Annotated in this window: 13 protein-coding genes; 1 reads left to right on the top strand and 12 read right to left on the bottom strand. The window is 51.5% G+C overall.

The window, feature by feature from the left end:
- Positions 1–8: 8 nt before the first annotated feature.
- The 8 genes from mrdB to leuS form a co-directional block, all read right to left on the bottom strand.
- A complete protein-coding gene (mrdB, locus tag LC431_RS02840; protein WP_013576497.1) occupies positions 9–1,121 on the bottom strand; it encodes a peptidoglycan glycosyltransferase MrdB in 1,113 nt (370 codons plus the stop codon).
- A 6-nt stretch (positions 1,122–1,127) separates the two neighbouring features.
- Positions 1,128–3,032, bottom strand: a complete 1,905-nt coding sequence (mrdA, locus tag LC431_RS02845) for a peptidoglycan DD-transpeptidase MrdA (RefSeq protein ID WP_013576496.1) — start codon at positions 3,030–3,032, stop codon at positions 1,128–1,130.
- A gap of 38 nt (positions 3,033–3,070) precedes the next feature.
- A complete protein-coding gene (gene rlmH / locus LC431_RS02850) occupies positions 3,071–3,541 on the bottom strand; it encodes a 23S rRNA (pseudouridine(1915)-N(3))-methyltransferase RlmH (RefSeq protein WP_013576495.1) in 471 nt (156 codons plus the stop codon).
- Between the two features lie 3 nt (positions 3,542–3,544).
- Positions 3,545–3,862, bottom strand: coding sequence for a ribosome silencing factor (rsfS, locus tag LC431_RS02855; RefSeq protein WP_013576494.1), 318 nt, complete (start codon positions 3,860–3,862; stop codon positions 3,545–3,547).
- 206 nt (positions 3,863–4,068) lie between these two features.
- Positions 4,069–4,746, bottom strand: a complete 678-nt coding sequence (gene nadD, locus LC431_RS02860; protein WP_013576493.1) for a nicotinate-nucleotide adenylyltransferase — start codon at positions 4,744–4,746, stop codon at positions 4,069–4,071.
- Between the two features lie 14 nt (positions 4,747–4,760).
- A complete protein-coding gene (gene holA, locus LC431_RS02865; RefSeq protein WP_217244066.1) occupies positions 4,761–5,801 on the bottom strand; it encodes a DNA polymerase III subunit delta in 1,041 nt (346 codons plus the stop codon).
- Positions 5,798–6,430, bottom strand: coding sequence for an LPS assembly lipoprotein LptE (gene lptE / locus LC431_RS02870; protein ID WP_037037035.1), 633 nt, complete (start codon positions 6,428–6,430; stop codon positions 5,798–5,800). The genes holA and lptE overlap by 4 nt, the downstream gene beginning before the upstream one ends.
- Before the next feature lie 14 nt (positions 6,431–6,444).
- The gene (leuS, locus tag LC431_RS02875; RefSeq protein ID WP_119261857.1) at positions 6,445–9,027 is read right to left on the bottom strand and encodes a leucine--tRNA ligase; all 2,583 of its coding nucleotides are present in this window, start codon (positions 9,025–9,027) and stop codon (positions 6,445–6,447) included.
- A 267-nt stretch (positions 9,028–9,294) separates the two neighbouring features.
- On the opposite strand from leuS, the gene LC431_RS02880 reads away from it, so the two are divergent.
- Positions 9,295–9,795 (top strand): zinc ribbon-containing protein, encoded by a 501-nt coding sequence (locus LC431_RS02880; protein WP_013576489.1) that lies wholly within the window; start codon positions 9,295–9,297, stop codon positions 9,793–9,795.
- 59 nt (positions 9,796–9,854) lie between these two features.
- Here LC431_RS02880 and LC431_RS02885 read toward each other — a convergent pair whose 3' ends face one another.
- The 4 genes from LC431_RS02885 to LC431_RS02900 all read right to left on the bottom strand — a co-directional run bounded on the left by LC431_RS02885 (position 9,855) and on the right by LC431_RS02900 (position 13,083).
- Positions 9,855–10,580, bottom strand: a complete 726-nt coding sequence (locus LC431_RS02885; protein WP_013576488.1) for an amino acid ABC transporter ATP-binding protein — start codon at positions 10,578–10,580, stop codon at positions 9,855–9,857.
- A complete protein-coding gene (gene gltK, locus LC431_RS02890) occupies positions 10,577–11,254 on the bottom strand; it encodes a glutamate/aspartate ABC transporter permease GltK (protein WP_013576487.1) in 678 nt (225 codons plus the stop codon). Before gltK ends, LC431_RS02885 begins: the two co-directional genes overlap by 4 nt.
- Before the next feature lie 2 nt (positions 11,255–11,256).
- Complete coding sequence (locus tag LC431_RS02895; RefSeq protein ID WP_013576486.1) at positions 11,257–11,997, bottom strand: amino acid ABC transporter permease; 741 nt, start codon at positions 11,995–11,997, stop codon at positions 11,257–11,259.
- A 189-nt stretch (positions 11,998–12,186) separates the two neighbouring features.
- Entirely contained in the window at positions 12,187–13,083 is an 897-nt protein-coding gene (locus tag LC431_RS02900; RefSeq protein WP_013576485.1) for an amino acid ABC transporter substrate-binding protein, read from the bottom strand.
- Positions 13,084–13,480 lie beyond the last annotated feature (397 nt).

Here is a 13,480-nt window from a genome sequence, read left to right on the forward strand (position 1 = left end):
GCTCACCTCTATAAGTTTTTCGACAACATTTTTCGATGAGTATGTATCGACATAACGATACCAAACCCTGCCATTAGCACGATGAGTGCTGACCCGCCATAGCTGACCAGAGGCAAAGGTACCCCAACTACCGGGACAATACCACTGACCATGCCGATGTTAACAAACACATAAACGAACAGAATCAGCATCAGTCCGCCAGACATCACGCGGCCAAAAGTAGTCTGTGCATGGGCGGCGATCACCAGACCGCGCATGATCAGGCATAAGTACAGCCCAAGCAGCACCAGAACACCAATCAACCCCAGTTCTTCGGCGAGTACAGCGAAGATAAAGTCGGTATGTCGCTCGGGCAGGAATTCCAGCTGAGACTGCGTGCCATGCAACCAGCCTTTGCCGGAAAAACCGCCAGAGCCGATGGCAATTTTAGACTGAATAATATGATAGCCCGCACCCAGCGGATCGCTTTCAGGATCAAGCAACATCATGACGCGGTCGCGCTGATAGTCGTGCATCAGGAAGAACCACAGGATCGGGATAAATGCGGCAACCAGCAGGGCGGCGACAGCAATCAGTTTCCAGCTCATGCCCGAAAGGAACAGCACGAATAAACCGGATGCGGCAATCAGGATCGAGGTGCCCAGATCGGGCTGTGCCGCGACCAGCAGGGTAGGGATGAAGATTAATGCCAGGGCAATCGCGGTATTTTTGAGTGAAGGCGGGCAAACGTCGCGGTTGATAAAGCGCGCGACCATCAGAGGCACGGCGATTTTCGCCAGTTCTGACGGCTGGAATTTAATGATCCCCAGATCCAGCCAGCGCTGTGCACCTTTACTGATACTGCCGAAGGCATCCACCAGCACCAGCAGGAAAACGCAGAAGATGTAGAGATAAGGTGCCCAGCTTTCGTAAACGCGCGGCGGGATTTGTGCCATGACCAGCATAATCACCAGACCCATCAGGATCTGGCCGATTTTACGTTCCATCATGCCCATGTCCTGACCACTGGCGCTCCACATCACGAACGCACTGTAGGTCAGCAGCGCGAGCACGATCAGCAACATCGTCAGGTCGATATGCATTTTCGACCACAATGATCTTTTTTGTTGGTTCTCAGTCATTGACGGTTAATCACCTTCGGTTCCCGGTGGCGCTGGCGCGTCAGCCGGTAATTGTGTCGTGTTGTCGCCCAGTAAAATGTGGTCGAGTATCTGGCGTGAAATTGTCCCCACTGCCGGACCCGCACCGCCATTCTCCAGAACCACGGCAACGGCCACGGTCGGTTTGTCATAGGGTGCAAAAGAGGTCATCAGCTTGTGGTCACGCAGATGCTCAGCGATTTTATGCGCATTATAGATTTCATTGGCTTTCAAACCGTAAACTTGTGCTGTCCCGGATTTTGCGGCGGCTTTATAAGGCGCGTCAGCAAAGTACTTGCGGGCCGTACCGTTCGGACGGTTTGCTACGCCATACATACCGTCTTTGGCAATTTCCCAATAGCCGGAATGAATATCGCCAATCTGGGTCGTTTCCTGTTGTTTGTACGGCACCTGCTGGCCGTCAACTTTGGTGCTCAGCAACAAATGTGGCGTTTTGACATTGCCGTCATTAATCAGCGTGGTCATGGCTTTCATGATTTGGATTGGAGTTGCGGTCCAGTAGCCCTGACCGATACCCACCGGAATGGTGTCGCCCTGATACCAGGGTTTTTTGAAGCGTTTAAATTTCCAGTCGCGGTTTGGCATATTCCCGCTACGTTCTTCTGATAAATCGATACCGCTGTACTGGCCGTAACCAAATTTGCCCATCCACTCGGAAAGACGGTCAATCCCCATATCATAAGCAACCTGATAGAAGAAGGTATCAGCCGATTCCTCAAGGGCTTTCGTCACATTCAGGCGACCATGCCCCCAGTGTTTCCAGTCGCGGTAACGCTTGTCTGAACCCGGTAACTGCCACCAGCCTGGATCAAACAGGGAGGTGTTTTTATTGATAACACCCGTTGTCAGCGCAGAAACTGAAATATACGGTTTCACAGTAGACGCTGGCGGATAAACCCCCTGCGTTGTCCGGTTGATCAGCGGCTTATTGGGGTCGTTAAGCAGCGTGTTGTAATCTTTACTGGAGATGCCATCCACAAACAGGTTCGGGTCATAACTCGGGTTAGACACCAGTGCACGGATGGCGCCATCGCGCGGATCGGTAACCACCACAGCGGCGCGGCTGCCGGTCAGCAAGACTTCAATATATTGCTGTAATGGCAAGTCGATCGTCAGGTAAATATCTTTGCCCGCCTGCGGCGGTTCTTCGTGTAGCTGGCGGATAACGCGGCCACGGTTGTTCACTTCAACTTCTTCATAGCCGGTTTTACCGTGCAGCGTATCTTCGTAATAGCGCTCAATGCCGAGCTTACCAATGTCGTGCGTGGCGGCATAGTTGGCCAGAATGCCATCTTTATCGAGGCGTTCAACGTCACGGTCATTGATTTTCGATACATAGCCGATAACGTGCGTCAGCGCTGAACCATACGGATAGTAGCGACGCTGATAGCCTTTGACTTCAACGCCGGGGAAGTGGAACTGGTTGACGGAGAAACGCGCAACCTGAACTTCAGTCAGGGCCGTTTTGACGGCAATAGACGTAAAGCGTCGCGAACGCTGGCGCTCTTTTTTGAAGTTATCGATATCTTCCTGCGTGAGGTCAACTATCGGTTTGAGGCCTTCAAGCGTGGCCTGCAAATCGTCCACTTTTTCCGGCACCAGTTCAAGCTGATAGATCGTGCGGTTCAGCGCCAGCGGCGTACCGTTGCGGTCATAGATAATGCCGCGGCTGGGCGCGATCGGCACCAGCTTGATACGGTTATCGTTAGAACGGGTTTGGTAATCCTGAAAACGGACAATTTGCAGATTATAAAGATTAAAAGCTAAAACGCCGCTAAGTAGCAGAATGCCGATAAACGCCACCAGTGCACGGCGCACAAAGAGGGCTGATTCAGCCGTATAGTCGCGAAAAGGGTTACGATCTATTTTCATCCCACTACTTAATTCATGTTGCTGACATTCACCACCCGTTATTCGCGGTGATATGGATGATTAGTGGTAATACTCCAGGCGCGATAAAGACTTTCCGCCACCAGAACCCGCACCAGCGGGTGAGGAAGCGTCAACGGAGAGAGCGACCAGCTCTGTTCCGCTGCGGCTTTACAGGCCGGTGCCAGCCCTTCCGGACCGCCGATCAACAGGCTGACATTGCGTCCGTCCTGCTTCCAGCGTTCCAGTTGTTGTGCCAGTTGCGGGGTTTCCCATGGTGTCCCTGGAATATCCAGCGTTACGATGCGATTCCCTTTACCGACAGCGGCCAGCATCTGCTCGCCTTCTTTTTCAAGAATGCGCTTGATGTCTGCGTTCTTCCCACGTTTCCCGGCCGGAACCTCTGTCAGTTCAAACGGCATATCTTTAGGGAAACGGTGCAGATAATCGTTAAAACCGGTTTGCACCCAGTCAGGCATTTTGGTGCCGACGGCGACAAGTTGCAGCTTCACGCATCAGCCCCAGAGTTTCTCAAGCTCATACAACTGACGGCTTTCTTCCTGCATAACGTGCACGATCACTTCGCCCAGATCGACAACCACCCAGTCAGCTTCATTAATGCCTTTCACACCCATGGCATCAAGGCCAACGGCTTTAATTTCTTCAACCAGATGCCCGGCGATGGACATGACATGGCGGCTTGACGTGCCGGTACAGATAATCATGCAGTCAGTAATACTGGATTTACCTTTAACATCAATGGTGATGATGTCTTGTGCTTTCAGGTCATCGACTTTATCGACAACAAAATCTTGGAGCGCTTTACCTTGCAAAGGTTCCCCCTGGGGATGTTTGAAACAATTGACCTCACGAGATGTCCGCCGGTGTGGCACCGAAGCAATGATCAATCTCATGAAGGATAAACATAGCGGTTGTCTGGAAAACAGCTTAAAACGTTTAACAATCAATACATTGTATTGGTTGATTACGCAGCGTTATCGAGAGCCGAAATTAAGCGGCGCAGTATAGCACGCGTTAGCTACTCGCGGTACAAGCCCTGTGATTCTATATAACGCTCAACGGCGGAAGGCAGTAAATCTGAGCAATCAAGACCCGCATGACGGCGTTCACGGATTTCAGTCGCTGAAATATCCAGCAATGGGGTATTGGCCTGATAAATGAATCCAGCCGGTTTTTGCTTAAGCGCATTGGCATCATTCACCCGATGGGCGTCATACCATTTCTGCAGTTCTGGTGTATCAAGTTGTTCCTGATAACCCGGACGCGCCATCACCACGATATGACAGAAATCCAGTAACGATTCCCAGCGGTGCCACTTATGCAGCGTCAGTAACGAATCCTGGCCAATGATAAACGCCAGCGGGCATTTGTCGCCATGTTCTTTACGTAACGTTGCAAGTGTCTCAATCGTGTAGGAGGGCGTATCAACAGCCAGCTCGCGGGGGTCGACTGAAAACAGCGCGTTATCCGCCACAGCCAGCTTCGCCATATGCAGACGTTGCTGCGGCGTGGCTTCGGGTTGTGGCCGGTGGGGAGGAACGTTGTTGGGCAGCAGGATCACCTGATCAAACCCGGCCTGCGCTGCCAGCGCTGCAACGGGTTTCAGATGACCATAATGGATCGGGTCAAACGTACCGCCAAAAAAAGCCAGCAGCTTTTCAGCGGTTGCAGAAGAATGTGCGGCGCGGCGCGGCATAACGGTGTCCTGCTTCAATACGAACCCAACTCCGTCAATCCGGTGGGTAAGGATTTCCCACAGAGTAGCATAGACAGGCTTTCAAGCTCGGCCCAGACTGACTGACCGTAATCCTGTTTTAGTGTGATTTCCATCTGGGTCAGTAAGCGAACGGCCTGAGACAGCTGGGCAAGAGACAGGCGTTGCAGTGCCTGAGTCACCAGCGCCCGGCGGTTTTGCCAGACTTTTTGTTGATCAAACAGGGTCCTGATCGGCGTCGTGTCCATTTTCCGTTTCAGATTGAGCAGCATCAGCAGCTCACGCTGTACGGTTCGCAGTAAAATAACCGGCTCGCTGTCTTCCTGTTGCAACTGACGCAAAATATGCCAGGCTCGCTTACTTTTCCCGGCCAGTAACGCATCCAGCCAGTGATAAGGTGTGAAATGTGCCGCATCGTTGACGGCCTCTTCGACGCGCGGTAGCGTGAGTTTGCCATCCGGATAGAGCAGGGAAAGACGCTCCAGCGACTGCGCCAGCGCCAGCAAATTTCCTTCGTAGCAGTAGCACAAAAGCTGATTAGCCGGTTCATCGAGTTCAAGTGAAAGTTCTTTGGCGCGACGGGTCACCCAGCGGGGAAGTTGTGCCTGTTCGGGCGTCTGACAACTGACGAAAACACCTTTGTCACTTAACGCTTTAAACCAGGCGCTGTTTTCCTGCGCTTTAGTCAGTTTTGTACCGCGCAACAGCAGCAGAATATCGTCGTGGAGCAGGGGGGTCAGTTTGAGTAATTGTTCTGCCATCGGCGCCGTCGGGCCATTTTCGGGCAGAATAAGCATCAGGGTCTGCCGGCTGGCAAACAGGCTCAGGGCCTGACAGATGCTGAAGATGGACTCCCATTCGGTATGGGCGTCAAGAATGTAGGTGTAGTGCTCCTGGAAGTCAGCCTGCTGGGCAGCGTGACGTATGCTGTCCTGGCTTTCCTGCAAAAGCAAAGGGTCGTTTCCACATAACACATAACAAGCGCGCAGCCCCTCACGGAGCTGCGCGGCAAGTTGTTCCGGATAAACTCGGATCATTGTGCGGAAGGGGTGGCCGGTGCCGTGGAAGATGCCGCAGAGGCATCAGACGACGTCGTGGCTGATGAACCGGTAGAAATGACTTCTACCTGACGCCCGCCGACATCCTCTGCTTTCTGCAATTCTGAAGCATGGACGGTCAGCAACTTACGGATCAGTTGCTGCGCAGCCTGCTGGCGCATTTCCTCGATAATGATGTCCTGTTCGTTATCTTTGGCCAGCGCCGTTAACGGGTTGTCAAAGAAGGAACGGAACACTTTTACATGGATAGGATACAAATCCTTGCCAGGCATCAGAACCGTCGCATTAATGTTCATTTCCATCTGATATTCCGCAGTCTTACCGTCCTGGAAGATTGATGCGGTAGTCTGACCCACTGACTCAGCCCCAATGCGCAGCGACGGGATATCCTTACGCTGTTCTTTGGTCGGATCATCAACAATGGTCACATTACTTAGACGCAACTGGGTCCTGATATTACGAGTCAACGGACCATATGGATCCCCACTGTCCAAAACGATTGTTTTCAGTTCGTCAGGAACATTGGTTTTCCCACGTAAATGGAATCCACAACCTGCTGTAACCAGCACTGCTGCGGTGAGCAGCAATGTCATTATGGGATGTCGCACAGATCCTCCTTGACTCAACCTACAACCAGGTTAAGCAGTTTGCCCGGGACGTAGATTACTTTGCGAACCGTAACCCCATCCAGATATTTTGCGACCAAATGTTCTTCTGCCGCACGATCGCGCACTTGTTGCTCGGTAGCATCAGCGGCTACGGTGATTTTAGCACGCACTTTACCGTTCACCTGTACAACGACCAGCTTGGAATCTTCAACCATTGCCTGCTCATCAGCTTGTGGCCATGGCGCGGTATCCACGTCGCCTTCTCCTTGCAGCGACTGCCAGAGGCTGAAGCAGACGTGCGGAGTGAATGGATAAAGCATACGGACAACCGCCAGCAAGGATTCCTGCAGCAGCGCACGGTCCTGTTCGCTATCCTGAGGTGCACGACCCAGCTTGTTCATCAGTTCCATGATTGCCGCGATAGCGGTGTTGAAGGTCTGACGACGACCGATATCATCGGTCACTTTGGCGATGGTTTTATGCAAGTCACGACGCAGATCTTTCTGTGCTTCATTGAGAGAAGCCACATCCAGAGCGGCAACAGGACCTTTTTCTGTGTGCTCGAAGGCCAGTTTCCAGACACGTTTCAGGAAGCGGTTTGCCCCTTCAACGCCGGACTCTTGCCATTCCAGCGTCATTTCTGCCGGAGAAGCGAACATCATAAACAGACGCACGGTATCTGCACCGTATTTATCGACCATCACCTGCGGGTCGATGCCGTTGTTTTTAGACTTGGACATCTTGCTCATGCCCGCGTAAACCAGTTCGTGGCCTTGCGGGTCAGTGGCTTTGGTGATGCGACCTTTTTCATCACGTTCAACAATGGCATCCGCCGGGGAAACCCAGATACGTTCGCCGCTGTTACCGGTGTAGTAGAACGCGTCAGCCAGAACCATACCCTGACACAACAGGCGCTTGGCCGGTTCGTCAGAATCCACCAAACCTGCATCACGCATCAGTTTGTGGAAGAAGCGGAAATACATCAGGTGCATGATGGCGTGTTCAATACCACCGACATACTGATCGACTGGCAACCAGTAGTTGGCGGCCGCAGGATCCAGCATACCTTCGTCGTATTGCGGGCAGGTATAACGCGCGTAATACCAGGAAGATTCCATGAAGGTGTCAAAGGTGTCGGTTTCACGCAGACCCGGCATACCGTTGACGGTAGTTTTCGCCCACTCAGGATCCGCTTTAATCGGGCTGGTGATACCGTCCATGACCACATCTTCCGGCAAAACAACCGGCAGTTGATCTTCAGGCGCAGGAATAACGGTGCCGTCTTCCAGCGTGATCATCGGAATTGGTGCGCCCCAGTAACGTTGACGGGAAACCCCCCAGTCGCGCAGACGGTAGTTTACTTTGCGCTGACCGACACCCTGAGCAACCAGTTTATCGGCAATAGCATTAAAGCCGTCTTCGTGACTGAGACCATCAAATTCGCCAGAATTGAACAGTGTACCTTTCTCAGTCATGGCTTCTGCGCTGACGTCAGGATGGCTGCCGTCCAGATTCAGGATAACCGGCTTGATCTGCAGATCGTATTTGGTGGCGAATTCCCAGTCGCGCTGATCGTGACCAGGCACGGCCATCACTGCGCCGGTACCGTATTCCATCAGCACGAAGTTAGCGACCCAGATTGGCAGCTTTTCACCAGACAGCGGGTGAATGGCAAACAGACCGGTTGCCATGCCTTTCTTTTCCATCGTCGCCATTTCTGCTTCGGCAACTTTGGTGTTACGGCATTCGTCGATGAAATCGTTCAGCGCAGGATTATTCTGTGCGCCCAACTGTGCCAGAGGATGACCGGCAGCCACAGCGACGTAGGTCGCGCCCATAAACGTATCAGGACGGGTGGTGTACACCGTGACTTTTTCATCGCTGTCAGCCACATCAAAGGTGATTTCCACGCCTTCGGAACGGCCAATCCAGTTGCGCTGCATGGTTTTCACCTGCTCTGGCCAGCTTTCCAGCGTGTCCAGATCGTTAAGCAGCTGATCGGCGTAATCGGTGATTTTGATAAACCACTGAGGAATTTCTTTACGTTCTACTTTGGTATCGCAACGCCAGCAGCAGCCGTCGATAACCTGTTCATTCGCCAGAACGGTCAGGTCATGCGGACACCAGTTCACTGCGGAGGTCTTCTTATAAACCAGACCTTTTTCGTACAGCTTGGTGAAGAACCATTGTTCCCAGCGATAATAATCAGGCTTACAGGTCGCGATTTCACGATCCCAGTCATAGCCGAAGCCCAGCAATTTAAGCTGGTTCTTCATGTATTCGATGTTTTCGTAAGTCCACGGCGCAGGTGCGGTGTTGTTTTTAACCGCTGCCCCTTCCGCTGGCAGGCCAAACGCATCCCAGCCAATCGGCTGCAGAACGTTTTTACCGAGCATGCGCTGGTAACGGGAAATCACGTCACCGATGGTGTAGTTGCGCACGTGTCCCATGTGGAGACGGCCTGATGGATAAGGCAACATGGAGAGGCAGTAATATTTCTCCTTGCCAGGCTGTTCGGTAACTTTGAAGGTTTGCTTCTCTTGCCAGTGAAGCTGAACGTGTGACTCGATGTCTTCTGGACGGTATTGCTCTTGCATGGCGGCCGGTGGTCCTGTGAGTGAAAACAGCTACGCCTGTAGCTCAAAAAGTTTTAATCAAAAGATCCGCATAGCATAGCTGATAAGCGGTTGGAGCAACAACACCCAGCGAAGGCTAAAGGGAATTTCTGTCCGCTTCTGGCGCAATATTCATAATCTGCGAGTCAGCGCGAGATAATCTGCGCAACGGATCAGGGATTTACGACTAAAATAAAGGCAGTGCGTTCCCGCCGTGAAAATGGTTATGACAGTTCAAGGAGAGGAAATATGAGCAATATTACGCAATCTTACCGTCAGTTGGTGACATCACTGACCGAGCGGTTAAAACACGGTGAACGTGATATCAGCGCGCTGGTACAGGATGCCCGCGTCAGACTGCAGGAAGAGGGCAAGCTGACGGAAATCCAGATTGAACAGTTAACGTCGGCGGTACGCCGCGATTTGCACGAATTTGCCCGCAACTATGAAGAAAACCAGCAAGCCGTGGCAGAAGAAGATGACGGCACGGACAGTGTGTTCATGCGGGTCATTAAAGAAAGCTTGTGGAAAGAGCTGGCCGATATGACCGATAAAACCCAGCTGGAATGGAAAGAGGTTTTTAAAGATGTCAGCCATCACGGGATTTATCACAGCGGAGAAGTCGTCGGTCTGGGCAATCTGGTGTGTGAAAACTGTCATTTTCACTTAGCGGTGTATACGCCGGAAATTCTGAGTAAATGCCCGAAATGCGGTAACACTGAGTTTACGCGTCGTCCGTTTGAACCTTAAGCGTCAGACACCTGCCCCGGAGAAGTGGGGCAGGTGTGCTTTCTTTTCTTCAGTGCCGGTCAGTGCAGGATCTTCGCCAGGAAATCCCGGGCGCGATCGGATTCCGGATTATTGAAGAAATCGTCTTTATTGCGATCTTCTACAATTTTGCCTTCATCCATGAAAATCACGCGGTTGGCCACTTTACGGGCGAAGCCCATTTCGTGTGTCACCACCATCATTGTCATACCTTCGTTTGCCAGCTCAACCATAACGTCGAGCACTTCGTTGATCATTTCCGGATCAAGAGCGGACGTCGGTTCGTCAAACAACATCGCGATCGGATCCATACACAATGCACGGGCAATCGCCACACGCTGTTGCTGACCACCGGAAAGCTGGCCGGGGAATTTATTGGCGTGCGCGGACAAACCGACACGATCCAGTAATTTCAGGCCTTTGTCTTTCGCTGCCGCTTTATCACGTTTTAAAACTTTGACTTGCGCCAGTGTCAGGTTATCGATGATGGAAAGGTGCGGGAACAGTTCGAAATGCTGGAAAACCATGCCCACTTTTGCACGCAGTTGCGCCAGATTGGTCTTCTTGTCATTGACCGGCGTCCCGTTGACCAGGATCTCACCTTTCTGAACTGGTTCGAGTCCGTTAACGGTTTTGATCAGCGTCGATTTCCCTGAGCCTGAAGGCCCGCAAACCACCACAACTTCACCTTTTTTAACTTCGGTGCTGCAATCGGTAAGCACCTGAAAGTGCCCGTACCATTTAGAAACATTCTTCAGTGAAATCATGAAACGGTCCTTTTCTTCAAATAACGCACCAGCAAGGAAGCACAAAGGCTGATAACAAAGTAAATAAGTCCTGCAAACAGCACCATCTCAACCAGCGTACCGTCACGGTCACCAATATTAGATGCGCTGCGGAAGAAGTCCGCGAGGCCCAGAACATACACCAGCGAAGTATCCTGGAACAAAACGATCGCCTGCGTCAGCAGTAACGGCACCATCGCGCGGAAAGCCTGGGGCAGGATAACCAGCTTCATGGATTGCCATTGCGTCATACCCAGCGCCAGCGCTGCAGAAGACTGACCGCGTGCGATGCTGATAATCCCTGCGCGGATAATCTCCGAGTAATACGCCGCTTCAAATAACGCAAACGCGACCATCGCAGAAATCAGGCGGATATCGGTTTTAGGTGACAGTCCGAGCACTTTTTGCAGAAAGCCCGGCACAATCAGATAGAACCACAACAGCACCATGACCAGCGGAACCGCGCGGAAAAGGTTGACGTAAGCCGAGGCAAACCAGCTGATCGGTTTGAACGTTGACAGGCGCATGACCGCCAGCAGGGTGCCCCACAAAATACCGACCACAATCGCCAGCGACGTAATCTTCAGCGTAATGACCATACCTTGCCACAGATAGGGCAGGCCGGGACCAATAGAACTCCAGTCGAATTCATGCATGCTTATTTCCCTCCCATGTTGCCCGGCAGGCGGACTTTACGTTCTACGAAATGCATCAGCAGCATGATGACGGCATTGATAAGGACATAAGCAACGGTGATTGCAGTGAATGATTCATAGGCATGCGCGGAGTAATCCAGCAGCTTACCGGCTTGTGCGGCCATATCAACCAGACCAATGGTCGAGGCAATGGCGGAGTTTTTCACCAGGTTAACCATCTCAGAGGTCATTGGCGGCACGATCACGCGGTAAGCATTGGGCAACAGCACATAGCGGTAAGTTTGCGGCAGCGTAAGGCCCATCGCCAGTCCGGCATTGCGTTGTCCGCTTGGCAGGGACTGGATGGCTGCACGCACCTGTTCGCATACACGGGCGGCGGTGAACAACCCGAGGCAAATTACCGAGGAAGTGAAGAACTGTACGTCAGGCGCTAGTTCGGATTTAAACCACATGCCGATATTTTCAGGCAGCAGTTCAGGGACCACCAGATACCAAATGAAGAATTGCACGATTAATGGCACGTTACGGAATAATTCGACGTAACAGGTACCAATACCCGAAAGGATGCGGTTGGGGACGGTACGCAAAATACCGAACAGAGAACCGATGAGGAAGGCGATTATCCATGCGCAAATTGACAGTGCGACAGTGACCTGAAATCCATTCCAAATCCAGCCCAGATAAGTTGTGTTACCGAAGGGGGCTTGTTGCAGAAAAATGCCCCAGTTCCAATCTATTGACATAAAAACTCCGTAAAGCGGGTAAAGGCTTACCCATCTGAGTGATGACGCAATCCGCCTAAAGTGAATGGGAAAGAATGCGGGGTGGGGAACGACCACCCCGCATCTGTATCATCACAGGTTGGTGGTCCAACCTTGTATTTTAGTCACTTTTCACTCTTCTCTTGGTTATACCCGTCCATTTGGTATGACTTACAGCGCCTTATCGTTTGGCGCTTTGAACAGAGCTTTCATGTCATCGGACAGCTCAAAGTTCATATTCAGGTTTTTCGGAGGAATTGGTTTTTTGAACCAGGTTTCAAACCATTTGCCTGCTTCACCGGAGGTTTGTGCCTGCACGATGGTGTCATCAACCAGTTTTTTAAACTCAGCATCGTCTTTACGCATCATGCAGCCATAAGCTTCTTTGGATTGCGGCGTGCCGACAATTTCCCAGTTGTCTGGTTTCTTGGCTTTCGCACGTTCACCGGCCAGCAAGGCGTCATCCATCATGAAGGCCACTGCGCGGCCAGTTTCCAGCGTACGGAAGGAGTCACCGTGGTCTTTGGCACTGATGATGCGCAGATCCAGTTTTTTCTCTTCGTTCAGCTTGTTCAGCAGAACTTCGGAAGTCGTACCGGAGGTTACAACAACAGTTTTGCCTTTAAGGTCAGTGAAATCTTTAATCTCCGAACCTTTTTTCACCAGCAGACGTGTACCGATCACAAAGATGGTGTCAGAGAAGGCCGCTTGTTGCTGACGTTCCAGGTTGTTGGTGGTTGAACCACATTCGAAATCGTAGGTGCCGTTTTGCAGCAGCGGGATACGGTTCTGCGAAGTGATTGGCATCATTTTGACCTGCAGGTCAGGCAGGTTCAGTTTTTTCTTCACTGCGTCAACGATAGCGTCAGAATAGTCCTGTGAATAACCCACAACTTTTTGTTCGTTGTTGTAGTAAGAGAATGGCACTGAGGATTCACGGTGACCCACCACGATAACGCCATTGTCTTTAATTTTTTTCAGGGTGCCGGTCAGTTCTTCTGCGTGAGCAAAGCTGCTCACGGTAACGCTTGCCAACAGTACTGATAACGCCAATTTGCGCAATTGCATGTCCAACTCCTTGCTGTCATTAGGGATCCAAACTCAGGGATCAGAAAGTACTAATGCCTCGTCATATGAAGCTAGAAAATAGCTGAATGTGAATATTATGAAACCACATTGTTTCTTTTTTGAGACGAGACACGCACCAAATCAAAGCAATCAAACGGCTATGCACCCGGAAAGTGCATGAGGAGCAGCCTATTTGTACCAAAATGATGCATCCTGTCATAAAAAGTAACTAATCAGATATCTTTCAATCAGATGTAGCAAGAGTCGTGCCAAATGGCCTGATTTAACTTCATAAGCGGGCAAATCGGCAGCGCTTAATGCCGCAGTCGAAACAATCGGCAGCAGGTAAAAGGGGAGGGGTATTGAGATTAAAAAGGGGTGCTACAAAAAAGAACAG

The sequence above is a fragment of the Rahnella sp. GSA61A genome, assembly GCF_019969905.1.
Lineage (GTDB): Bacteria > Pseudomonadota > Gammaproteobacteria > Enterobacterales > Enterobacteriaceae > Rahnella > Rahnella aceris.

Coding starts and splice junctions, on each gene's coding strand:
- mrdB (WP_013576497.1), bottom strand. CDS start 1,121: ATGACTGAGAACCAACAAAAAAGATCATTGTGGTCGAAAATGCATATC.
- mrdA (WP_013576496.1), bottom strand. CDS start 3,032: ATGAAAATAGATCGTAACCCTTTTCGCGACTATACGGCTGAATCAGCC.
- nadD (WP_013576493.1), bottom strand. CDS start 4,746: ATGCCGCGCCGCGCCGCACATTCTTCTGCAACCGCTGAAAAGCTGCTG.
- holA (WP_217244066.1), bottom strand. CDS start 5,801: ATGATCCGAGTTTATCCGGAACAACTTGCCGCGCAGCTCCGTGAGGGG.
- leuS (WP_119261857.1), bottom strand. CDS start 9,027: ATGCAAGAGCAATACCGTCCAGAAGACATCGAGTCACACGTTCAGCTT.
- LC431_RS02880 (WP_013576489.1), top strand. CDS start 9,295: ATGAGCAATATTACGCAATCTTACCGTCAGTTGGTGACATCACTGACC.
- LC431_RS02885 (WP_013576488.1), bottom strand. CDS start 10,580: ATGATTTCACTGAAGAATGTTTCTAAATGGTACGGGCACTTTCAGGTG.
- gltK (WP_013576487.1), bottom strand. CDS start 11,254: ATGCATGAATTCGACTGGAGTTCTATTGGTCCCGGCCTGCCCTATCTG.
- LC431_RS02895 (WP_013576486.1), bottom strand. CDS start 11,997: ATGTCAATAGATTGGAACTGGGGCATTTTTCTGCAACAAGCCCCCTTC.
- LC431_RS02900 (WP_013576485.1), bottom strand. CDS start 13,083: ATGCAATTGCGCAAATTGGCGTTATCAGTACTGTTGGCAAGCGTTACC.